This is a genomic window from Paraburkholderia phytofirmans PsJN, from assembly GCF_000020125.1.
Taxonomy (GTDB): domain Bacteria; phylum Pseudomonadota; class Gammaproteobacteria; order Burkholderiales; family Burkholderiaceae; genus Paraburkholderia; species Paraburkholderia phytofirmans.
On the sequence record NC_010676.1, the window covers coordinates 207,812 to 230,411 of the forward strand.

Genomic DNA, 22,600 nt, shown 5'->3' on the forward strand with positions numbered 1-22,600 from the left:
CGTGAATAAAGTTCGAGATACCAGGCCGCGGCTCAGACACGCTTCGCTGGCCGCAGCGTCGCTCGCGATGATCGCGGTAACCCTCGGCAACGTTGCCGCTGCCGACGAGCAGCCTTATATCTATGCGCCGCAACCTGGCGCGACTGTGAAGCTGTATAACTCGCCGGGCGACAAGGAAAGTGCAATGGATGCCCCGAGTCTGCCTCTTCACGCGACAGGCCCTTCGCAACATCAGTTCTATCCTGTGACAGTCAATGGCCGGTCTTATTGGGTGAACGGCCTGGATGTCAAGGTCGTTCGCAAAGCGCAGGCGCAATGCAGTCAGTCAGCGGGCGTGCAGTCAGCCGCGACGTTGGGCGCCGCCACCAACCGGTGCCAATAATCATGCACACCGGACGGCGATACTTCTGCGGCGCATGCGCAAGCCTTCTACTCGGCGCATGCGCGGACGTCAAAATGCCAGGCGCGCTATCGAACCTGAACCTCGGTGGCGGCTCCCCGAAAGGACCCACCCTCGACACCGTCGGCTCCATTCCGCCACCACCCGCGCGCGATTGGCCCGACATCAAACTCGACCTGATGAATGCGCGGGCCGACGGCTGGGGCCTCGTCCCCATGCCCGAGATGGAGGCATATCTCAACGGCCTGCTCGCGACGATCAAGAAAACCGCAGGCACGCCGAACTATCCGGGCTCAGTGCATATCATCTCCGAGATCGGACTCAACGCGAATTCGAGTGCGGGCGGCAACATCTTCGTGTCGATCGGCTGGTTGCAGTCGGCCGAATCGGAGGACGAGATATTTGCGATCCTCTCTCACGAGTTCGGCCATATCTACCTTAACCATCACGCGATTTTCGACGCGCGCACGGCCGGCGATACTTCACTTGCCATTGTGTCGCTCGCCTGGACAGTAACGAACAAATCGCCCACGTCGAACACGTGGACCGGAGTGGACAATATCGCCGTTGTGCAGACGCTCGGCACACGCGTATTGTTCCCTGCCTGGCAACGCAGCGTCGAAGAACAAGCAGACCGGTTCGGCGCGACGATCAGCTTGCGTTGCGGCTATTCCTACGTGGACGGTTTCAAGGCTTTCTTCGAACGCGTCATTGCGTACGATCAGGATGCCAAAGCGCGACGTCAGAAGCTGCGCGAGAAGCAACTGCAAGCAGGGCGGGAGAAGGCCGGACAGCAGGCTGCGGCGCAGGCGCGTACTCAGCCGATCGCGCCGGCTGTCGGCGGCGGTGCAGCGCAGACGGTGAATCAGCTCACGAGCATCGGCGAGCTGCGCGAGGCGGTCTCACAATACACGTCCGCGCGTGTGGGCGCGCAGGCGAGCGTCGCGGAAAGTCTCTTCGATGCCCGTGCGGTAATCGACGATCAGATCTCGGCGCAACTCGAAACTTTGCATGACGATCACGGCGATCCGGCCGCTCGCGAGGACAACCTGACCGCACTCGTGCGCCCGATGCTTGGCGACAAGCTGCCCGATGCGCGGACCGAGCCATGGAACGCCGCCCGCAAGCGCGGCTCTACGCCGCTTATTCTGGCCCACTACAAGTCCATCTCGGACATGCAGGATCTGCAAGCCGCTGCCAACTACTCGCAGGCGCTGCAAGTAGCGACGACGATCGCATCGGGCCCGACGGCGGACCACGCTTATCCCGTGTTCCTGTTGTCGAATATGATGACGCTGTCACGGTCAGCGCCGCCGGATACACAGGCGCAGGTGCTGCGACGCAATCTGACTTCACGCGACCGCTCATGGGCGGTGCAGACCAATCTTGCCAACCGCATCGGGCAGAAAGACCCTAAGCAAGGCGAAGCATTCCTGTTGCAACAGTTCGACTACTTCGGCCGGACGTCGGTGACCTGGCCCAACGTGATCTCGTGGTATCGCGAGCATGGCGATATCAACCGCGCGAAGCAGTTGGCTACCACATGCTGGACAGAACATCCGGAAATGCGCGCTGCCTGCGTCGCCGCTTCGCAGGCGCCCGCACAAAAGAAGAGTGACGATCAGGCCGGGGGCTTCAGCAAGGCGGTCGACAAAATGCTCGACCAAGCGAAGGGGCTGTTGCCGAAGTGATGGCTCGGGTGACCTGTCGCCCGAGTTGTTGCGGCGCATGCGGAAGGTAAATATGTCACCCGGCTTGGTCATCGACCGAAGCTGTCACTTGCTCATCGGCGTCTGAGCGCGTGCTCGGCGTCGATAAACGCTCTCTTCAGTTTCCGGACACCGGTTTGAGTCCGATAGCGCCTGTGGGAACAAGCGCTGCGCAGCACGACGCAGTGAGCACAGGGCTGGCCGAAGGGCAAAACGGGTAATTCGAACTCCCTCATTCAGCGCTAATTCTGGGCGCGCAATATGTATTCGTGGCTGGCCGGGGTACTTCGTAAAGCACCGCCGCTCAATTGGAAACGGACCCGCAAATAACCCGGCCAGCAACTTCGCGATAGCGCGATCCGTATTCCATACCCAGAATGAAGCTGCAACTTTGAAGGAGAATGACCATGACCAAGTTTTTGCGCACCACGCTGATCGCCGGCCTGATCGCTTTGCCGACTGCGGCGTTCGCACAACCTGCCACGCCGATCGATGAGATGCAGGTCGAGATGGTGGCTTATGAAGTGGGCGGTGTCGATTTAACGCAGATGTCGCCGCATACAGCTCCGGCGATCGCCATCGGCGGCACGCATGCGAACGCAAGTCCCGTCGAGTTGTTGCATCCGGGCTATGACGTGGGCCTCAAGTCGATTTACTTGCGCCACTAAAGCAGGACATGAAACCCATCAACCCGCCCCGTCCGGCTCGATCGGAAGACTGACCGTCGCCACAATGCCGGACTGCCCGTCATCGCGATTGCGCAGCGTCACCGTACCGCCGTACCGCGTGACAATCGCCTTCACGATCGACAGTCCGAGGCCACTGCCTTCAATGTCCGTATTGGCGCGAAAGAACCGGTCGAACACGCGGGGCAGCAGAGTTTCGTCGATGCCGGAACCGGTGTCCTTCACTTCGACAGAAACCATGCCGTCATGCACGCGGGTCGACAAATCGATTGTGCCGCCGTCGGGCGTATAGCGAACCGCATTGCTGACGAGATTCTTGATCACCGTGCCGATGTCGAGCTCGATTGCGCGCACCTTGGCGCTGACCATTTCGTCCGCGCCGATATCGATGCCACGCTGCATGGCAATCGGCAGGACATCGGAAATGGCATTGACGACGGCGGCCGAGACATCGACGCTGATCATTGCCCGTGTCATCGATTGACCCACCGGCGGGGCGTCCGCGCGCGCGAGCCGCAGCAACTGCGAAATCAGATTGCTGCTTCGCGCGATACCGCCTTGGAGCGCGCGAAACCGCTCCTGGTTGCTCGGCATGACGTCGCGTTGCAGATTATCGGCTTGCAATTGCAGAGCCGTGAGCGGCGTTCGCAATTCGTGCGCGGCATCGGAAATGAATTTGCGTTCGCTCTCGATGGAGCGGGCTAGCCGCTCGATCATCAGATTGATTGAGCGGATGAATGGCAGCAGTTCAGTAGGTACGCGCGCGAGCGGCAGCGCCTGCAGATGGTTCACGTCGATATCGCGAACCTTGTTGCCGAGCCGGTTCAGTTCCCGCAACGAACGACTCACGACGAAGATAACAGCGGCCCAAACGAGCGGGATCAGCACGACAATCGGCCATAGCGTCTTCGTCGCGGCGGTCTCCTCGATCTCGTGACGTACGGACAGGCGCTGCGCGACCTGCACGGTTTGAGCGCCGTCGCGAGCCGTATAGATCCGCCAGCCTTCGCCATTCACGATCGGCGACGAGAAGCCCTCGACCGCATTGCGCGGCAGAAGCAGCGACGGCTCAGTAGTGCGCACCGGCTGCGTCTCGCCATCTTTCCACATAACGATGAAGATATCGCGCGCGTCTTGCGACCCGCGCGCAGGGACCGTCGGGATGCCCTCGCCGAAGCCGACTCGCAAACGCGAGGCGACCTGTTCCATGCGCAGGTCGAGCACCGCGCTCATACCGGCCACGCAGAACTGGTAGGAACTGACGCCTTGCAGAATGGCGAACAGGCTCACCACGGCACCGAGTGCGATAACAAGTTGGTTGCGGAGCGATTTGAGCATGGATGTGGGCTACTAGAGGAGCGAGCGACCAGAACGCGAGAGGCTGAGTGTCATCGCGGCATTGACGTCAGGTTGGGCGTTGCGGCATCGCGATACGAGTCCGCCCGTTCATTTTCGGCCTTTGCCAGTGGGGTAGGCAGGAACGATCTGGACGTGCTCGATGGCGGCTTCCACCAGATCTTCGGCGCTGCGAATACCGTCGGCGGATGCGGCCAGCGCATTCAGGCGTCCGTCGATCAGAAGCAAAGCAAGCCCATGAACGTACGCCCATGCTGCTGTCATGGCAGTGGCCTGAGCCGCGGTGATTCGGCCGAACGAGGACTTGTCTTCCTCCGCGTGGTCGGTGGGCGCAATCACTACGCCGGCCAGTGCGCGCGCCGACGCTAGCCGCGCCTGCACGAGGGCCGGGCGTTGAGCGTCGAGCATTTCGTTGCGCGACATGAGGTGCAGCAAATCTGGATTGGCCACCGCGAAGCTCACGTAGCCGCGAGCGATGGCTTTGCGCCGCGCCTGGCCCGCTTCGATTCCGTCCGCTTGCTCCGCCATGGTCGCGGCGAGCCGCCGGTGTCCGCTCGCGGCAAGTTCGCTCAACACCCCGGCTGTGTCGCCGAAATGATGCTGAGGCGCCGTATGCGAGACGCCGGCTTCACGTGCAATAGCGCGCAATGTCAGGCCGCGAATGCCGTCGCGCCGTAGCACGACCTCCGCCGCTTCGAGCAGCGCATGGGGCAGCGCGCCGTGATGATACGGTTTCTCGCGCGATGCGTGGTCGGTTGAGGTGTGAGCTGGGGCTGGGGTTTTAAGCGGCGCGGACGTTTTACGGCGTGACGTTGCTTCTTTCATGGTTCGTGGCAGCGGCCAGTATTTTTACAATGAAAAGATATATTGACCGGCTGACAGGGAAAAGTCAAAGGCGCGCGAGCGCATTACGCTGCGGTGCCTCGCGACGTTTGACGACATGCCGGCGCGTCTCGCCGGCCACGCCGACCAGCAGCAAAAAGATCGAACCGGTGGCCGCGGCATTCGCGCTCGCCACCGAGATATCTATGAGCCATTCAAGCACGTCGACCATGGGTCGTCCCCTTCGTTACCGTAACGATGATCGTATCGGGCTTGAATTAGCGATGAATTAGCACGGCTTCAGACTAACGTAAGCTTCGCGGTGCTGCGGGCGCGACACCGTGAGGCCAGGCCGTGCGTCGCTGGACGGCCTGGACCGTTGCCGGCCAACCTGGTAGCATCACCCGCAGAGACGCCGTGGCTGGTCGGCGGCCCTGCAACTCGCTGGACATCTATATAGATTGGGTATGGAAAAGAAACGATCGCGGATTAGCCGGGAAGCGCTGTGCCCGCCGATTGGTGCGCTGCTGCGCTATCAGGCGCGCATCGTGCGCGTCGTCGCTGAAGCGCGCGGCCAACGGGCGATGATCGAATCGCTCGACACCACGGGCCGCACGTTTGTCAGCACCGTGAAATGGAACAGCCTGCGCGAACTCGGCGCCCAACTGTTCTGATAGTGAAGGCCGACGAATCGGCCTGAAATTGGCGGCAAATCAAATAGTGGGAAGCAGGCCCGCGGCCTATTCGCCTCATGATATTAGGGAATGCCTAAGCTTGAGCCGGCGAGGTCCAGCGTCGTAAAATCGTGGCACATCGATTTGAGGGCCCAGCAATGCGTCTGGTTTCTCGTTGCGATTTCAACCGCGCTTTGCACCGTCCGTCTTTGCAGTGCGATATCCGGCGGCGTCCGGCCAAGCGGCGTTCCATGCTTTTTCAATCCGCTCCTCGCAATGAGGCCGGCGGCGCTCGCGGATTTGTCGTTCGATCCGCATCATGACCCCGCTCATTTCCGTCAAACGGCTCAGCAAGCGCTTTCCCGGCGTGAGGGCGCTTCACGAAGTCCAATTCGAACTCGTCGCGGGCGAGGTCCACGCGCTGATGGGCGAGAACGGCGCCGGCAAGTCCACGCTGATGAAAATCCTCGCCGGCGTGTACACGCGGGATACCGGCGAAATTCTCTACGAAGGCCAGCCGGTCGATTTCCAGAGCCCGCGTGAGGCGCAGGCCGTGGGCGTCGGCATCATTCATCAGGAACTCCAACTGATGAACCATCTGACGATCGCGCAGAACATGTTTATCGGCCGTGAGCCGCGTGGACGCCTCGGCCTGTTCCTCGACGAAGACAAGCTCAACGCACAAGCGCACGACATTCTCGCCCGCATGCACGTGACTCTCGACCCGCGCGCGCTGGTCAGCTCGCTCACTGTCGCGCGGCAGCAGATGGTCGAGATCGCGAAAGCTTTGTCGTTCGACTCGCGCGTGCTGATCATGGACGAGCCGACCTCAGCGCTGAACGACGCCGAAATCGCCGAGCTGTTCCGCATCATTCGCGACCTGAAGAAGCGGGGCGTCGGAATCATCTACATCTCGCACAAGATGGACGAGCTCAAGCAGATTGCCGACCGCGTCACCGTGTTGCGCGACGGAGAATATGTGGCGACGGTCGCGGTGAAAGACACGACCGTGCAAGCGATTATCGGCATGATGGTCGGGCGAACCTTGACCGACGCCGCGCCTTCGCAGCACATCGCCAACCAGGGCGAGGTCGCGCTCGAAGTTACCAGGCTGAACGCCGGCCCGCTGGTCAGAGATGTGAGTTTCGCGCTGCGCAAGGGCGAGATACTAGGCTTTGCGGGCTTGATGGGCGCCGGCCGCACCGAAGTCGCCCGCGCGGTGTTCGGCGCCGATCCGATCGAGTCGGGCGAGATCGTCGTGAAAGGCGTGAAGGCGACGATCAGGAATCCGAGCGATGCGGTGGCGCGCGGCATCGGCTATCTCTCGGAAGACCGCAAGCGTTTCGGCCTCGCGACCGGTATGAGCGTCGAATCGAACATCGTGATGTCGAACTTGCGCAAATTCCTGTCGCTGAACTTTTTTCTGCGCCGCACGCAGATACGCAAGACTGCTGCCCATTTCATCAATCTGCTCGCCATTCGCACGCCTTCCGCGACGCAGGAGGTGCGGCTGCTATCGGGCGGCAATCAGCAGAAGATCGTCATTGCGAAATGGCTTGAGCGCGACTGCGACGTGCTCTTCTTCGATGAGCCGACGCGCGGCATCGACGTGGGCGCCAAAAGCGAAATCTATAAGCTGCTGCGCTCGCTCGCGGATCAGGGCAAGGCAATCGTAATGATCTCGTCGGAACTGCCGGAAATCCTGCGCATGAGCGACCGCATTGTCGTGATGTGCGAGGGCCGCATCACTGGCGAACTCGCGGCGGCAGGCGCCACCCAGGAGCGCATCATGCAACTGGCGACGCAGCGCGAACCCCTAAACGTGGCGTGAGCTTCGAGAGGTCTTTCATGACATCGCAATCGGACACTTCGGCGCTGGGTAATAAAAAGACGTTCTCAGGTCTGAGAGCCCGCGTCTTCACGCCGACCGCGTTGCAAAAGCTGCTTGCGTTCGGGAGCCTGATCCTGCTGCTGGTGTTTTTCAGCTTCGCGTCTCCCGCGTTCATGCAGATGGACAACATGCTCGGGATTCTGCAGGCGACTGCGGTGAACGGCGTGCTCGCGATTGCCTGCACGTTTGTAATCATCACCGGCGGTATCGATCTGTCCGTCGGCACGTTGATGACCTTCACGGCGGTCATTTGCGGCGTGTTCCTCACCTACTGGCATTTGCCGATGTGGACCGGCGTCCTTGCCGCGATCGGCACGGGAGCAATTTGCGGGACCGTTTCGGGAACGCTGACGGCGAAAATGAAAATACCGCCGTTCATCGCCACGCTCGGCATGATGATGCTGCTGAAAGGGCTGTCGCTGGTGGTCTCGGCCGACAAGCCAATTTATTTCACCGACACCGAAAACTTCTACATGATCTCGCAGGATTCGCTGATCGGCGATCTGCTGCCGAGCTTGCCTGTGCCGAACGCGGTCCTGATTCTGTTTTTCCTGGCGGTGGTCAGTTCGATCACGCTCAATCGCACGGCGCTCGGCCGCTATACCTTCGCGCTCGGCAGTAATGAAGAAGCAGTGCGCCTGTCCGGTGTGAATGTCGACCGGTGGAAGATCGCCATTTACGGGTTGAGCGGCGCGATTTGCGGGATTGCCGGGCTACTGATCGCCTCGCGTTTGAATTCGGCGCAGCCGGCGCTAGGCCAAGGTTACGAACTCGAAGCAATCGCGGCCGTGGTGATTGGCGGGACATCGCTTAGCGGCGGCGCGGGCACGATTCTCGGCACGATCATTGGCGCGTTCATCATGAGTGTGCTGACCAACGGTCTGCGCATCATGTCCGTCGCGCAGGAATGGCAGATCGTAGTGACCGGTCTCATCATCATTCTTGCGGTCTACGGCGATATTTTGCGGCGCAAGAAAAGTTGACGCGACGCGGAACAGGATAAGGAATGGAGCGCCATAAGCTCCCCAACGGCTGAAGTCGATAGCCCATCTTAGGAGGAGAAACACCATGTTGAAAAGAAAACTAATCGGTGTCGTGGTCGGCGTTGGCGCTCTCATTGGCGGGACGAGCGTAACGTACGCGGACACCTACATCCCGCTCATTTCGAAGGGCTTCCAGCATCAATTCTGGCAGGCCGTCAAATCCGGTGCCGAACAGTCGGCCAAGGAGCACAACGTCAGAATTACCTTCGAGGGACCGGAAACCGAAGCCATGGTCGACAAGCAGATCGACATGCTCTCGGCCGCGCTCGCCAAGAAGCCGCAGGCACTCGGCATCGCCGCGCTCGATAGCAAAGCGGCAATTCCACTGTTAAAGCGCGCACAGGCCTCGAAGATACCCGTGATCGCTTTCGACTCCGGCGTGGACAGCGATATTCCGCTGACAACGTGCGCAACGGATAACCTCGCCGCAGCCGCACTCGCTGCCGACAAGATGGCCGAGGCAATCGGCAATGCCGGCGAAGTCGGCGTGATCGTGCACGACCAGACGAGCCGCACCGGCATCGATCGCCGCGACGGCTTCCTCAATGAAATGAAATCCAAGCACCCGAACATCAAGATCGTCTCAGTCCAATATGGCGGCGGCGACCATTTGAAGTCGGCGGAAATCGCCAAGACGATGATTCAGGCTAACCCGAATCTCAAGGGCATCTTCGGCGCGAATGAAGGCTCGGCGGAAGGCGCCGCGATCGGCGTGAAGGAATCGGGCAAGAAGCTCGTGCTGATCGGCTACGACTCGGGCAAGGAACAGAAGGACGATATCAACTCGGGATTGATGGCCGGCGCGATTACGCAGAACCCGGTTGGCATCGGCAAGTGCGTGGTCGACTCCGCGGTGAAGGCGCTCAAGGGCGAGAAGTTGCCGAAGAAAGTCGACACGGGCTTCTACTGGTACGACAAGACCAACATGACCGATCCGAAGATCGCAGCCGTGCTCTACGATTGAGCAACGCCTTTTGAGTGTGTGGAGAGGCAAGGGTCGCGGCGTCTGCCGATGCCACGGCCCTCTTTGCTATGAGACCGAAGTCGATGACTGTCGCAGAGGAGTGAGTTTAGATGCCCACGATCACCAGGCTGTCCGTCCGCGACATTCGGTTTCCCACCTCGCGCTCACTGGACGGCTCCGATGCGATGAACGCCGCGCCGGATTACTCCGCCGCCTACGTCACGCTCGAAACCGATTCGCCCGACGCACTCACCGGCCACGGTCTCACCTTCACGATCGGACGCGGCAACGAGATTTGCGTAGCCGCGGTCGAGGCGTTGGCTCCGTTGATCGTCGGTAAAAGGCTGGAGGATATCGCCGCGAACATGGGCGCTTTCTGGCGCGCGCTGACGTCGGATAGCCAGTTGCGCTGGATCGGCCCGGACAAAGGCGCGATTCATCTGGCGACGGCGGCCGTCGTCAACGCGGCCTGGGATCTGTGGGCCAAAGCGGAAGGCAAGCCCGTGTGGAAGTTGCTCGTCGACATGAGTCCCGAAGAACTCGTGCGCTGCCTCGACTTCCGCTACGTGACCGACGCGATCACGCCGCAGGAAGCCATCGCGATGTTGCATCGTCATGCGAAGACACGGGGCGAGCGCGAAAAGGAAATGCTCGCGCAGGGCTATCCGGCCTATACGACATCCGCGGGCTGGCTCGGCTACGACGACGACAAAATCCGCCGGCTCGCGCGTGAAGGTGTCGCGCAGGGCTGGACGCACTTCAAGCAGAAAGTGGGCGGCAATCTCGACGAGGATATGCGCCGCGCCCGTATTCTGCGCGAAGAAATCGGCGAAGACCGGAAACTGATGATGGACGCGAACCAGGTGTGGGATGTCGACGAAGCGGTCGCGAACATGCGGCGCCTCGCGCAATTCGATCCGTGGTGGATCGAGGAGCCCACGAGTCCTGACGACATTCTCGGCCACGCGGCTATCCGTCAACGGCTTCGGCAGATCGGCGTCGCGACCGGCGAGCACTGTCATAACCGGGTGATGTTCAAGCAGTTGCTGCAGGCGCAGGCCATCGACTTCTGTCAGGTCGATAGTTGCCGGCTGGGTGGTTTGAACGAGGTGATCGTCGTTCTGCTGATGGCGGCGAAATTCGGCGTGCCGGTGTGTCCGCATGCGGGCGGTGTCGGATTGTGCGAGTACGTCCAGCATATTTCGCTGTTCGACTATATTTGCGTGTCGGCGTCGCTAGAGAATCGGGTGCTCGAATACGTGGATCATCTGCATGAGCATTTCGTCGATCCGGTCGTGATCCGCAATGGCCGTTATATGCCGCCGCAGCGTTCGGGTTACAGCATCGAGATGCATGCGGCGTCGCTCGATGAATATGACTTTCCGGAAGGGGTGGCGTGGAGGGGGTGAGCTCGACTACGCGTTGTCCAAGCGCACTGACGTCTACACGAGCGCGACGTATCTGCGTGCTTCGGGAGGCGCCGCGCCGGTGTTTCTCGGCGGCGGAGCGGCGCCTGTGTTTGCGACCTGCGCTTATGTGAGTACCGGCAATCGTCGACGGCGGTGCGCATTGGCCTTCGTACGTTGTTTTACGCTTTCGTTTGACAGGTTCGCCTGATCGGCGGTCTTTCCGTCGATCGGGCGCCCCGATGTTCTAACTCTCAGCGCAATATCTGATCGATGACGCGCTGATTGGCAAGTGAACTCTCAAGAGAAAATACAAGTCCTGCTGTGCCGCCAATGACGGTATTCGAGAAGTCCTCTACCATCGCCTGGTACTGGTCGACATCGCTGAATTCCTGGGTGTGCTCGCTACCGGTTGCATCCCGACGATGGCGGACCTTTGCGGGACCATAGCTTCCCGGATTGAAAGGCGCGTCGACGCTCAGCCATCCTTTGGTGCCGTGAAACATCATATGCTGGCGGCGCGCCATTTGCGTGCCGCAATAGAAGCTCAGCGTGAACCCCGGAAAATCCGCGACGCAGCGAGCGAACCGATCGGTGCCGAAACGTGGATCCAGCACGATCTCGCTCTGAATGCGATCCGGTTCGAGCCCGGTCGCGAGACGCGCGGTGACAACCGGATACACGCCGATGTCTCGCACGCCGCCGCCGCCCAGCGCGAGATTGTTCTTGAGCGCGCCGGGGTCGTCGTTGAAGTAAGTAAAAGAGCCTTCCACCAGTTTGAGTTCACCAATCAGGCCTTGCGCAAGACTGTCGCGCACATAGGCCCACTGCGGATGATGCGCGACCATGAACGCTTCGCCGCATACAAGGCCCGTCTGATCGCGCAATGCAATCAGTTCCTCCACCTCGGCCGTGTTCATCGCAATCGGCTTCTCGCACAAGACATGCTTGCCGCCGAGCAACGCTTTCTTGCACCACTCGAAGTGGCTTGCCGTCGGTAGCGGAATATAGATCGCGTCCACATCCTGGCTTGCGATCACTTCCTCATAGCTGGCCGACACGCGGGCGATGTCATGCTTCGTCGCGAACGCCTGCGCGCGCGCGAGATCGCGGCTGGCTACCATCGTCACCCGGCCATTGCGCGATCGTTGCAAAGCCGGCACCACGAAGTTGTTCGCGATCTTTGCGGCGCCCAATACGCCCCAGCGGACTCTGTCTGTCATTGTCGTTCCTTTATGGTTTATGCGATGCGCGCATTGCGCTGCTAGCAGAAGTTCTGCAAGCGGTCCGCGCAGATTGCCAGAACTTCGTCTGGATCGCGCAGCCACCAGTCTTGCGCGGAGAAAATTTCGACTTCGACCAGACCCTCGTAGCCGGCACTTTCAATGGTTTGCCGCACGGCAGGCAGGTCGATGACGCCATCGCCCATCATGCCCCGATCGAGCAACACGTCGCGCGTTTCGCGCAGCCAGTCACATGCGTGATACGCAAGAATTCGCCCAGCGCGTCCCGCTGCTTCGATTGAAGCCGTCAGGGCAGGATCCCACCAGCAATGATAGACATCGACGGCAACGCCGAGCATCCCCGAGCGATCTCTATCCACGCGCTCGCAAATCTCCAATGCCTGCGCGATGGTGTTGAGCACGGCACGGTCGGCCGCGTACACGGGATGCAGCGGTTCGAGCGCAAGCGGCACGCCGCAATCGCGAGCGGTTTCCAGCAACATTTCAATGCCCTCGGAGACCTGGTTTCGCGCGCCGTCCAGATCGCGGCTGCCTTCGGGCAACCCACCCACCACCATCACGAAACAACGCGCGCCGAGGATGGCCGCGTCGCGCAACGCAGCGCGGTTCGCTTCGACATTCGCCTTGAATTCCGCCGACGTCGCCGCCGGCAAGTAAGTCGAGCGGCAGTAGCCGGTCACGGTGAGATCGAGCGCCTTGATCTGTCTTGCGATCTGCACGAGATCGGCTTCCTCGACTTCGCGACGCCACGGCGCAATCCCGCCGAATCCGGCTTTGGCAATGCGGTCAATCGTGCGGCTGAGCGGCTCGCGATGCCCCAGCGTCGCGGTATTGATGGAGCACAGGTCGAGTCTTCCTTGCAGGTTTCTCATAAGTTTCCATATCGATATCGAATACGAGCAGGCCTTGCGCGCCGCCATCGAGCGCTTCGAGCAGACGCGCGCCGATCGCCTGATGCGTCGGATGGGCGAGATACGCGAAGCAGGCTGCCCGCTCTCGAAGTCCATCATGAAGCCGTCGGCGAAGTTCATGCCGTAGCCTTCCGGCGATACGTTGGGCCCGCACTGAAAGTTCGTGAAGGCAATACCGGGCACTTCCGTCAGCCGGCGAATCTGCTCGAAGAACGCGAGCCGCCGCGCCGGCGTGACGTCGGCGCGAAACCGGCAGAACACCATGTGCCGCACAGGACCGGTTGGGCGGCTCATCGTCAGTCTCCGCAACCGAGGGGCGCCATGACGCGGCAGATGCGCGCGACGGCATCCGCGGGATCACGCAGAAGCCGGGCTTGATCGGCGAGGCGGAAGACGTCGGCGAGGTAGGCGGGCGGACGCATGCCATGGTGGCCGCCGGGCATGAAGAAGTGATCCTGGAAGCCGTTCAGGTACGCGAGGAACACCACGCCCGTCTTGTAGTACTGCGTCGGCGCGCGAAAGATGTGGCGCGAAAGCGGCACGGTCGGCGCGAGCAAGGCGTTGAAACTGGCGTGATCGTTCGCGGCAAGCGCGGACAATGCCTGCGACGCGGCCGGCGCAATCGCGTCGAAGATGCCGAGCAAAGCATGCGAGAAATGCATGCCGTCTCCGGCGATCAGCGCGGGATAGTTGAAGTCGTCGCCGGTGTACATTTTTACGCCGTGCGGCAGGCGCTGACGGAACGCGATTTCTTTCTGCTCGTCGAGCAGCGAGATCTTTATGCCGTCGACCTTGGACGCACTCGTGCCGATAATGTCGAGACACACCTGCGCCGCGTCGGCAAATTCATTGGCGCCCCAGTAGCCCGCGAGTTCGGGGTCGAACATCTCGCCGAGCCAATGCAGAATCACCGGTTGATCGCACATGGCGAGCACTTCGCGATACACGCGCCGGTAATCGTCCGGCGTGCGCGCAACCCGCGCGAGCGCGCGGCTCGCCATCAGGATCACGCGGCCGCCCACGCGCTGCACTGCCTCGAGTTGCTCGGCATACGCGCGGATCACCTGATCGCAGTTCGTGACCGAAGCGGGCGCAATGTGGTCCGTGCCGCAACCCGACGCGATGGCCGCGCCCGGAATGTCGCGCGTGCCCTCAATGCTGCGCGTGATCAGTTCGAGCGCGGTGCTCCACGGCAAGCCCATGCCGCGCTGCGCGGTGTCCATCGCTTCGGCGATGCCGAGACCTTGCTGCAACAGATAGCGCCGGTAAGCGATCGTGCGCTCCCAGTCGATGGCGGGCGCGCCATTCAGTTCGCCCGCGCGCAGCGGATCAGCTACCACGTGCGCCGCGGAATACGCGATGCGGTTGAAAGCGCGCGCGGGCGAGCGTACCTCGAGCGGCGCGCCTTCTACGCGATATGTTTCCATCGTGCCGGACGCGGCCGGAAGTTTGATAGACAGGTTCATATGCAGCTCAGTATTTGGTGACGAGCAGGCCGCCGTCGATACGGATCGCCTGGCCGACGCTATAGGGAAGCCCGCCCGTTGCAAGCGTGCGGACGGTGGTCGCCACTTCCTGCGGTGTGCCCCAGCGCTTGATCGCGGTGAGCCCTTGCTCGATCTGCGCGTCGTAGCGCGCGCGGGACGGCGCCGTCATTTCGGTCTCGATCAGGCCGGGCTGCACTTCGTACACGCTGATGCCGTGTTCGGCGAGGCGCAGCGAGAACAACGTGTTCGCCATGGAAAGTCCGGCTTTGGACACGCAGTATTCGCCGCGCAACGGCGACGCCGCGATTGCGTTCGACGAAGTGATTGTGATGACAGAAGGATGCGGCGCGACAGCGCCGCCGGAGCGCGCGAGGCAGTGTTTCGCGAAGGCCTGCGTGAGGAAGAACGTGCCCCGCGTATTCACCGCGATACAACGGTCGAAACTCTCCGGCGTGACGTCGAGCAGATCGCCGCGCGACATTACCGAGACGCCCGCGTTGTTCACGAGGCAATCGATCTGGCCGTCGAGCGTGGCTTCGATCTCACGCAAAGTGCCGGTGTGCGAGTCGATGTCGGCGAGATCCGAGATGAGCGCGATTGCACGCGCACCGGTTCGTTCGACCTCGCGCACGGCGTCTTCGAGTTCCTGCGATGCCGCTGCATCGGTCAACGCGACGTCGAAGCCCGCAAGCCCGAGTTCGACGGCGATCGCGCGGCCGATGCCACGCCGGCTGCCCGTGACGAGAGCAATGGGACGCGCACTCATAGCGTGGCTCCATTGGCGATCAGATCGCGCGCGACGATAGTGCGTTGAATCTGGTTGGTGCCTTCGTAGATCTGCGTGATCTTCGCGTCGCGATACAGGCGCTCGACTTCATAGCCGCGAATGTAGCCACTGCCGCCGAAAATCTGCACGGCGTTCGCGCTATGCTTGACGGCGGTATCGCCCGCGAAACACTTCGCCATCGAACACGCAATGCTCGCGCGTTCACCCGCTTCGAGCCGTTCCGCCGCATCGTGCACAAGCAGTCGCGCGGCCTGGATGTCGGTCGCCATGTCCGCAAGCATCCACTGAATGCCCTGGAATTCGGCGATATGGCTGCCGAACTGCTTGCGTGTCTGCGCGTAATCGAGTGCGGCTTCGAGGCCCGCCTGCGCGATGCCGACGGCGAGTGCCGCAATGCCCACGCGCCCCTTGTCGAGCACGCTCATCATGATGTGAAAGCCGCGGCCTTCCTGGCCGAGCAGCGCGTCTTGCGGCAGCTTAACGCGATCGAAATGCAGTTCCCCGACCTGCGACGCGCGCTGGCCCATCTTGTGTTCCTTCGCGCCTTTCGACACACCGGCGAGCGCGCAGTCCACGATAAAGATGCTCATGCCGCGCCGGCCCGCGGCGGGATCGGTGCGCGCGAGCACGAACGCGACGTCCGCGACCGGCGCGTTGTGAATCCACAGTTTCGCGCCGCTGAGCTCCCAGCCGTCCGGCGTGCGCATCGCAGTCGTGCGGATGCCCGACACGTCGGTGCCGGCGTCCGCTTCGGTGATGCAGTACGCGGGACGCAGCTTCGCGCGCAGCAGCGGCTGCATGTATTTCGCGCGCTGCGAGTCGGTGCCGTGCACCGAAAGCAGTGTGCCGACCAGTTCGAGCAGACCGCATTGATCCGCCACCGACGCGTAACCGCGCGACAGTTCCTCCATCACCAGCGCGTACGCCGTGACATCGAGGCCGGCGCCACCGAAAGCTTCCGGAACGGTGATGCCGAACAGGCCCAACTCGCCCATCTGCGTGTAGATCTCGGCCGGAAAGCGCTCGTCGCGATCCAGTTCTTCCGTGATCGGACGAATCACTTCCTGCGCGAAACGGCGCGTGGTTTCGCGAATCTGCTGGTGCGTGTCTGAGAGTTTCATGCTGTCTCCATCGTATCGATCGGTACCTGTTTTTGCGTCTGACCGGGCTCGTTCAGGTAAACCCGAGCCTCGCGCATCGCCACTTGAATTACGTGATTTCATGTGCCAACATTGGCAACAAGTAACCAACTGGTTCGTTATTTAAGACCAACGAATCGCCGCTGTCAACGAGGTTTGACGCCGATCTGAGTGGAGGATGGTTTGGATAAATGGATGGATGCCGCCGCAGCGGCCGAGCAAATTTTCGACGGGGCGACCATCGCGCTGGCCGGTTCCGGCGGCGGTCTGCTCGAACCGGACGCCGTGCTGGCGGCGCTCGAACAGCGCTTTCTTCAGACGGGCCATCCGCGTGACTTGACGGTGGTTCACGCGCTCGGCATCGGCGATGGCAAGAGCAGCGGACTCTCACGTTTTGCGCATGCCGGCATGGTGCGGCGCGTGATCGGCGGACATTGGAGCTGGTCGCCGGCCATGCAGCAGATGGCGAAAGACAACGCGTTCGAGGCCTACAGTTTTCCCGCCGGTGCGATTTCCACGCTGCTGCGCGAAATCGGCGCGGGGCGGCCGGGGCTCGTCACGCATGTCGGTTTGCGCACCTTCGTCGATCCGCGTTTAGACGGCGGCAAGATCAACGCGCGCGCCAGTGAGGAACTGGTCGAACTGATCGAGCTGGATGGGCGCGAATACCTGCGCTACAAACCGTTCAAGGTGGATTTCGCGATCGTACGCGGCTCGTCGGCCGATGCGAACGGCAACGTCACGCTGCGCCGCGAGCCTGCCGATCTCGACACCTACGCTGCCGCGCTCGCCGCTCATAACAGCGGCGGCCGCGTGATTGTCCAGGTCAAGGAGCGCACCACGCAGGGCTATGTGCCGGCTCGGCTCGTGCGCATTCCTGGCATTCTCGTCGATACGCTCGTCGCGGCACGGGAGCAGGTGCAATGCGTGGTTGCCGATTACGACCCGGCGCTGAGCGGCGAATCACTGAGCCCGATCGACGACGGTTTCTACGAAACGCCCACGGGCATCCGCTACATCATCGCCGCGCGCGCCGCGCAGGAATTGCATGCGGGACAGTCGGCGAATTTCGGCTTCGGCATTCCGGGCGGCATTCCCGGCGTGCTCGCGCAACAGGGCCGGCTCGGCACGTTCTGGGGCTCGGTCGAGCAGGGCATTCACAACGGCGCAATGCTCGACGGGCCGATGTTCGGCACCGCGCGTAACGCCGAAGCGATTCTTTCGAGCGTCGATCAGTTCGATTTTTATAGCGGCGGCGGCGTCGACATCACGTTCCTCGGCATGGGCGAAATGGATGGCGAAGGCAACATCAACGTGTCGAAGCTCGGCGCGACGGTGGTGGGGCCGGGTGGCTTCATCGACATCACGCAGGGCGCGCGCAAGATCGTTTTCTGCGGCAGTTTCGAAGCGAAAGGCTTGCAGGTCGAAAAGGCGGGCGCGGGCGTGAAGATCGTGTCGCACGGCAGCGTGCCGAAGCTCGTGGAGCGCGTGCAGCACGTTACGTTCAGCGGCGAACAGGCGCGGATCGCGAAGCAGGAAGTGTTGTATGTGACGGAGCGCGCAGTGTTCCGTCTCGAAGAGAGTGGCGTGCGTTTGATCGAAGTGGCGCAAGGCGTCGACGTGGAGCGTGATGTGCTGGCGCGTATGTCGTTCCGCCCGCTCGTCGACGAGGCGCTGTTGGCGCAAGGCAAAAATGAAGCACGCGAAGTTGACGCAAATGAAGTTGACGCAAATGAAGCGCACGCAAAAGTGGCCTGACGCGGCTCGCTATGACATGAAGCGTCGCATCCGGACGCTTCAGTCATCGCGGCGATCAGGGGCGCAGCAGGCGCAGAACGGTTTCGATATTGAAGTCGAGGCGGTTCTTCAAAGCCTCTTTGCTCATGAAGTCGATGTCGAAGATCACACCGCTCGTGAAGCGATTGGTCAGGTAATAGTAGCCGACCGCCGCCATGGTGATATGCAGTTGCCGTGCATCGACGCCCGCGCGAAACACGCCCGCTTCGACGCCGCGATCGATTATGCGTTGCAACATCGAGATGAAGCCATGATGCAGTTCCTTGAACCGTTCGGACTTTTTCACATGGCGCGCCTTGTGAAGGTTCTCGCTGTTCACGAGCGTCATGAACTCGGGGTTCTTCAGGTAGTAGTTCCACGTGTGCGTGGTGAGCGCGACGATCGCGTCTTCGGGAGACAGGTGGTCGAGGTTCAGCTTCAGTTCGGCGGAGCGGATGTCGGCGTAGGCATCTTCGAGCACGGCCTGGAACAACTCCTCCTTGCTGCCGAAGTAGTGATAGATCATCCGCTTGTTAGCCTTGGCGCGCGTCGCGATGGCTTCGACGCGTGCGCCGGCGAGGCCGAGTTTGGCGAACTCTTTCTTGGCGGCTTCGAGAATGCGGGCCCGGGTGACCTCGGGGTCGCGTTGACGGGGCGGTTGCGTGGCGCCGGCTTTGGCCGTTTTCAATGCCCGGCCGGGGGGCGTGCTCGCGAGAGTCATGTTGGCTGGTCGCAGGAAAAATGTGTGAGGAAACTGAGTCGGTCGATCTGCTGTCGTGTCAGCGACTATAGACCAAAAAGGCATTGCGAGGAAGTAACCGGATGGTGCAGAATGGGCGCCAAAAATGACAAAAGCATGGTCTTGCCGAAGCGGGTTCCCGCGCGCGCGGCGCGCGTTTCAGCGCCCGTTTGAATGCAAACTCTGGAGACACGAATGAGCAATTTGAATGAACTCGCGGCAACGCTTCGTCTTCCGGCGGAGCCGCTGCGCACGCCGATGTTTATCGACGGCAAGGACTACGCCGGCAACACCGGCGAGTTCGTCACGCGCAAGAGCCCGGGCCACGGCGTGCCGGTCACGGCCACGCCGCGCGCCTGCGTCGACGATCTGAACGCAGCGGTCGCCAGTGCGCGCCGTGCCTTCGACGACGGCCGCTGGTCCCGCCTGTCGGGCGAGCAGCGCGCCACGGTGCTGCTGAAAACGGCGCGTCTGATCCGCGACAAAGTGGAGACGCTGGCGTATCTGGAAACGCTGGAAAGCGGCAAGCCGATCGGGCAGTCGCGCGGCGAGATCAACGCGGCCGCGGGCATCTGGGAATATGCGGCCGGTCTCGCGCGTGTCGTGCATGGCGATTCGCACGACACGCTCGGCGCCGATCTGTTCGGCTTGACGGTGCGTCAACCGATTGGAGTTGTCGGCATTGTCACGCCATGGAATTTTCCGTTCTTCATTCTTTCCGAGCGCCTGCCGTTCGTGCTTGCGGCGGGCTGCACGGCTGTCGTCAAACCGGCTGAGCTCACTTCGACTACCACGTTGAAACTTGCCGCCTTGCTGACCGAAGCAGGCTTGCCCGACGGCGTCGTGAACGTGGTGACGGGTCTCGGCGCGGTGGTCGGCCAGGCGCTCGCCGAGCATATGGACGTCGACATGATGTCGTTTACCGGTTCGACGCCCGTAGGCCGCTCGGTTCTCGCGGCTGCCGGCGGCAACATGAAGAAGGTCGGATTGGAACTCGGCGGCAAGAATCCGCAAATCGTTTTCGCGGATGCCGATCTCGACGATGCCGCCGACGCCATTGCCTTCGGCATCTGCTTTAACGCCGGACAGTGCTGCGTATCGGGCAGCCGGCTCGTCGTGCACCGCTCGGTGGAAGAGGAACTCGTCGCGCGCGTGAAGGCTGTGTTCGAGAAAGTGCGTGTTGGCGATCCGCTCGATGCATCGAACCATGTCGGCGCAATCGTTGAAGCACGTCAGTTCGACAAGATTCGTGGCTTCATCGACGCGGGCCGGCGTGACGGCGCGCAACTGGTTCACGGCGGCGAGTCGACCAGCCACGGCGAACGCTTCTTTATCCAGCCGACGCTATTCCGCAACGTGCAGCCGCAGAGCGCGCTGGCGCAGGAAGAGATCTTCGGCCCGGTGCTGTCGGTCACATCGTTCGATACTTTCGAAGAAGCGATCCAGTTGGCGAACGGTGTGCCTTATGGTCTCGCCGCCAGCATCTGGACGCGCGATCTGCAAGGCGCGATCAGCAGCTTCCGCGAGGTTCAGGCGGGCCGCATCTGGGTGAACTGCACGATCACCGGCGGACCGGAAATGCCGATAGGCGGTGTGAAGCAGTCGGGCATCGGCCGTGAAACGGGCCGCTATGGCGTGGAGGAATACACGGAACTGAAGTCGGTGCACGTCCAACTCGGCAAGCGGCCGCGATGGATCGCGTAACAGCCGTCGAATCCATGAAGCGGCCGTCAAGAGCCGCACGCAACATCCGGATCACGCGCAGCGTGTGATCGTAGAAAACCGTATCGGAGACAGCAATGTATGACTATGTGATCGTGGGTGGCGGCGCGGCGGGTTGTGCGCTGGCGGCGCGTCTGACCGAGGACGCCGGCAACCGTGTGCTGTTGCTCGAAGCCGGCCCCGCCGATACCGATCCGTATATCCACATGCCCGTCGGCTTCTTCAAGATGACGGGCGGTCCGTTGACCTGGGGCTATCGCACGACGGCGGCCGAGCACACGCAGCGCCGCCAGATTCCGTTCGCGCAAGGCCGCGTGCTCGGCGGCGGCGGCTCGATCAACGCGATGGTCTACACACGCGGCCAGCCTGCCGACTACGACGGCTGGGAACGCGACGGTTGCACCGGCTGGGGCTTTCGCGACGGCGTGCTGCCCTACCTGCGCCGCATGGAAGACAACGAGCGCCTGTGCAACGAATATCACGGCGTGGGCGGCCCGCTCGGCGTGTCCGATCTCATCAGCGTCAACGAATTGACCAAGGCGTTCGTGCTGGCAGGTCAGGAAGCCGGCATGCCGTACAACAGCGATTTCAACGGCGCGCAGCAGGAAGGCGTGGGTGTGTACCAGGTCACGCAGCGCAGCGGCAAACGCTGCAGCGCGGCGGTGGGTTATCTGCGTGATGCGCGCTCGCGCCCCAATCTCACGGTCCGCACGGACTGCCTCGTGTCGCGCATCGTGATCGAGAAGGGCCGCGCCGTCGGTGTCGAGTTTGCGCCGCGCGGCGAGCGCGCGAACGTAACGATTGCGCGCGCCGAACGCGAGGTGATCGTGACGGCTGGTGCGATCGGTTCGCCGAAACTGTTGATGCTCTCCGGAATCGGCCGCGCCGAAGATCTGGAGCGCGTCGGTGTGAAGCCGGTGCACGCGTTGAACGGCGTCGGGCAAAATTTGCAGGACCACTTCGACATCGACATCGTCTACGAATTGAACGGCCCTTATAGCCTCGACAAGTACGCGAAAAAGCACATGATGCTGCTCGCCGGCCTCGAGTACAAACTGTTCAACAAGGGACCGGTGACCTCGAATATCGCCGAAGGCGGCGCGTTCTGGTATTCGGATAGCAGCGTGCCGACGCCCGATCTGCAATTCCATTTCCTGCCGGGCGCGGGCGTTGAGGCCGGCGTGCCGCCCGTGCCGTCCGGTTCGGGTTGCACGTTGAACTCGTACTTCCTGCGTCCGCGCAGCCGCGGCAGCGTGACGTTGCACAGCGCCGATCCCGCCGATGCGCCGCTGATCGATCCGGCCTACATTCGCGATCCGTACGACCTGAAGGTGGCCGTCGACGGCATTCGGCAGAGCCGCGAAATCATGAGCCAGCACGCGCTGCGCAAGTACATCCGGAGCGAGCATTTCCCGGGTGGCCTGGTGCGCACGCAGGCTGAATATGAGACCTACGCGCAGCAGTACGGGCGCACGGGCTACCACCCGGTCGGCACCTGCAAGATGGGCGTGGACGAGATGTCGGTCGTCGATCCGCAACTGCGTGTGCGCGGCATTGAAGGTTTGCGTGTCGCGGATTCGTCGGTGATGCCACGCATCGTCAGTTCGAATACGAATGCGCCCACGCTGATGATCGCGGAAAAGGCCGCCGATCTGATTCGCGGGTTGGCAGCGCAACCTGCGGCCGTGAAGGGCGCGCTCGCGAGCACGTCAGGACGCGTCGCGCGCGAGTCCGCCGCGGCTGCGGTTTGACGCCGCGATAGCGCAAGCAAGACCAGGAAAGGTACGCGAAACGTTCACGTACCTTTTGCATAGCGTAAATATCCGGTTATTTATAAATGCCCT

The 22,600-nt window shown here is 62.0% G+C and carries 21 protein-coding genes; 11 read left to right on the forward strand and 10 right to left on the reverse strand.

Translation table 11 applies throughout. From position 1 onward, the window contains the following. Position 1 precedes the first annotated feature (1 nt). The 3 genes from BPHYT_RS20710 (at position 2) to BPHYT_RS20720 (ending at position 2,777) form a co-directional block, all read left to right on the forward strand. Positions 2-382, forward strand: a complete 381-nt coding sequence (locus BPHYT_RS20710) for a hypothetical protein (protein WP_012426062.1) — start codon at positions 2-4, stop codon at positions 380-382. Between the two features lie 74 nt (positions 383-456). Beyond that, positions 457-2,091 (forward strand): M48 family metalloprotease, encoded by a 1,635-nt coding sequence (locus BPHYT_RS20715; RefSeq protein WP_012426063.1) that lies wholly within the window; start codon positions 457-459, stop codon positions 2,089-2,091. A 425-nt stretch (positions 2,092-2,516) separates the two neighbouring features. Then, complete coding sequence (locus BPHYT_RS20720) at positions 2,517-2,777, forward strand: hypothetical protein (RefSeq protein ID WP_012426064.1); 261 nt, start codon at positions 2,517-2,519, stop codon at positions 2,775-2,777. An 18-nt stretch (positions 2,778-2,795) separates the two neighbouring features. Here BPHYT_RS20720 and BPHYT_RS20725 read toward each other — a convergent pair whose 3' ends face one another. From BPHYT_RS20725 to BPHYT_RS38725, 3 genes are all read right to left on the reverse strand, one after another. Next, positions 2,796-4,133 (reverse strand): sensor histidine kinase, encoded by a 1,338-nt coding sequence (locus BPHYT_RS20725; RefSeq protein WP_012426065.1) that lies wholly within the window; start codon positions 4,131-4,133, stop codon positions 2,796-2,798. Between the two features lie 108 nt (positions 4,134-4,241). Continuing rightward, complete coding sequence (locus tag BPHYT_RS20730) at positions 4,242-4,976, reverse strand: TetR/AcrR family transcriptional regulator (protein ID WP_012426066.1); 735 nt, start codon at positions 4,974-4,976, stop codon at positions 4,242-4,244. Positions 4,977-5,040: 64 nt separating this feature from the next. Next, positions 5,041-5,205, reverse strand: coding sequence for a hypothetical protein (locus tag BPHYT_RS38725; protein WP_012426067.1), 165 nt, complete (start codon positions 5,203-5,205; stop codon positions 5,041-5,043). A 235-nt stretch (positions 5,206-5,440) separates the two neighbouring features. Here BPHYT_RS38725 and BPHYT_RS20735 point away from each other — a divergent pair, with 235 nt between their 5' ends. Then, on the forward strand, positions 5,441-5,647 hold the full coding sequence (locus tag BPHYT_RS20735; protein ID WP_012426068.1) for a hypothetical protein: 207 nt from the start codon (positions 5,441-5,443) through the stop codon (positions 5,645-5,647). A gap of 183 nt (positions 5,648-5,830) precedes the next feature. On the opposite strand, the gene BPHYT_RS38730 is transcribed toward BPHYT_RS20735, so the two are convergent. Next, the gene (locus BPHYT_RS38730; RefSeq protein WP_167315761.1) at positions 5,831-5,968 is read right to left on the reverse strand and encodes a hypothetical protein; all 138 of its coding nucleotides are present in this window, start codon (positions 5,966-5,968) and stop codon (positions 5,831-5,833) included. Here BPHYT_RS38730 and BPHYT_RS20740 point away from each other — a divergent pair. The 4 genes from BPHYT_RS20740 to BPHYT_RS20755 all read left to right on the forward strand — a co-directional run bounded on the left by BPHYT_RS20740 (position 5,967) and on the right by BPHYT_RS20755 (position 10,954). Further along, complete coding sequence (locus tag BPHYT_RS20740; protein WP_012426069.1) at positions 5,967-7,478, forward strand: sugar ABC transporter ATP-binding protein; 1,512 nt, start codon at positions 5,967-5,969, stop codon at positions 7,476-7,478. The genes BPHYT_RS38730 and BPHYT_RS20740 overlap by 2 nt on opposite strands. 17 nt (positions 7,479-7,495) lie before the next feature. Continuing rightward, the gene (locus BPHYT_RS20745) at positions 7,496-8,521 is read left to right on the forward strand and encodes an ABC transporter permease (RefSeq protein WP_012426070.1); all 1,026 of its coding nucleotides are present in this window, start codon (positions 7,496-7,498) and stop codon (positions 8,519-8,521) included. 85 nt (positions 8,522-8,606) lie between these two features. Further along, on the forward strand, positions 8,607-9,545 hold the full coding sequence (locus tag BPHYT_RS20750) for an ABC transporter substrate-binding protein (RefSeq protein ID WP_012426071.1): 939 nt from the start codon (positions 8,607-8,609) through the stop codon (positions 9,543-9,545). Between the two features lie 110 nt (positions 9,546-9,655). Next, the gene (locus tag BPHYT_RS20755; protein ID WP_012426072.1) at positions 9,656-10,954 is read left to right on the forward strand and encodes an L-fuconate dehydratase; all 1,299 of its coding nucleotides are present in this window, start codon (positions 9,656-9,658) and stop codon (positions 10,952-10,954) included. A gap of 251 nt (positions 10,955-11,205) precedes the next feature. On the opposite strand, the gene BPHYT_RS20760 is transcribed toward BPHYT_RS20755, so the two are convergent. The 5 genes from BPHYT_RS20760 to BPHYT_RS20780 are packed head-to-tail and all read right to left on the reverse strand — an operon-like array spanning position 11,206 to position 16,501. Next, positions 11,206-12,174 (reverse strand): Gfo/Idh/MocA family protein, encoded by a 969-nt coding sequence (locus tag BPHYT_RS20760; protein ID WP_012426073.1) that lies wholly within the window; start codon positions 12,172-12,174, stop codon positions 11,206-11,208. 41 nt (positions 12,175-12,215) lie between these two features. After that, on the reverse strand, positions 12,216-13,400 hold the full coding sequence (locus BPHYT_RS20765) for a TIM barrel protein (protein ID WP_012426074.1): 1,185 nt from the start codon (positions 13,398-13,400) through the stop codon (positions 12,216-12,218). Between the two features lie 2 nt (positions 13,401-13,402). After that, entirely contained in the window at positions 13,403-14,572 is a 1,170-nt protein-coding gene (locus tag BPHYT_RS20770; RefSeq protein WP_012426075.1) for a dihydrodipicolinate synthase family protein, read from the reverse strand. Between the two features lie 7 nt (positions 14,573-14,579). Further along, positions 14,580-15,359, reverse strand: coding sequence for a 3-ketoacyl-ACP reductase (locus tag BPHYT_RS20775; protein ID WP_012426076.1), 780 nt, complete (start codon positions 15,357-15,359; stop codon positions 14,580-14,582). Then, positions 15,356-16,501 carry an acyl-CoA dehydrogenase family protein gene (locus tag BPHYT_RS20780; protein WP_012426077.1) on the reverse strand — a complete coding sequence of 382 codons (1,146 nt, stop codon included), beginning with the start codon at positions 16,499-16,501 and terminating at the stop codon, positions 15,356-15,358. The genes BPHYT_RS20775 and BPHYT_RS20780 overlap by 4 nt, the downstream gene beginning before the upstream one ends. Before the next feature lie 213 nt (positions 16,502-16,714). On the opposite strand from BPHYT_RS20780, the gene BPHYT_RS20785 reads away from it, so the two are divergent. Further along, positions 16,715-18,277 carry an acyl CoA:acetate/3-ketoacid CoA transferase gene (locus BPHYT_RS20785; RefSeq protein ID WP_012426078.1) on the forward strand — a complete coding sequence of 521 codons (1,563 nt, stop codon included), beginning with the start codon at positions 16,715-16,717 and terminating at the stop codon, positions 18,275-18,277. Positions 18,278-18,332: 55 nt separating this feature from the next. Here the strand turns inward: BPHYT_RS20785 and BPHYT_RS20790 are convergent, their stop codons facing one another. Further along, positions 18,333-19,016, reverse strand: coding sequence for a TetR/AcrR family transcriptional regulator (locus tag BPHYT_RS20790; protein ID WP_012426079.1), 684 nt, complete (start codon positions 19,014-19,016; stop codon positions 18,333-18,335). Positions 19,017-19,229: 213 nt separating this feature from the next. On the opposite strand from BPHYT_RS20790, the gene BPHYT_RS20795 reads away from it, so the two are divergent. Together BPHYT_RS20795 and BPHYT_RS20800 are read left to right on the forward strand one after the other, a co-directional pair. Further along, positions 19,230-20,738: an aldehyde dehydrogenase family protein gene (locus tag BPHYT_RS20795; RefSeq protein ID WP_012426080.1), complete on the forward strand. Its 1,509-nt coding sequence runs from the start codon at positions 19,230-19,232 to the stop codon at positions 20,736-20,738. A 95-nt stretch (positions 20,739-20,833) separates the two neighbouring features. Continuing rightward, positions 20,834-22,507: a GMC family oxidoreductase gene (locus BPHYT_RS20800; protein WP_012426081.1), complete on the forward strand. Its 1,674-nt coding sequence runs from the start codon at positions 20,834-20,836 to the stop codon at positions 22,505-22,507. Positions 22,508-22,600 lie beyond the last annotated feature (93 nt).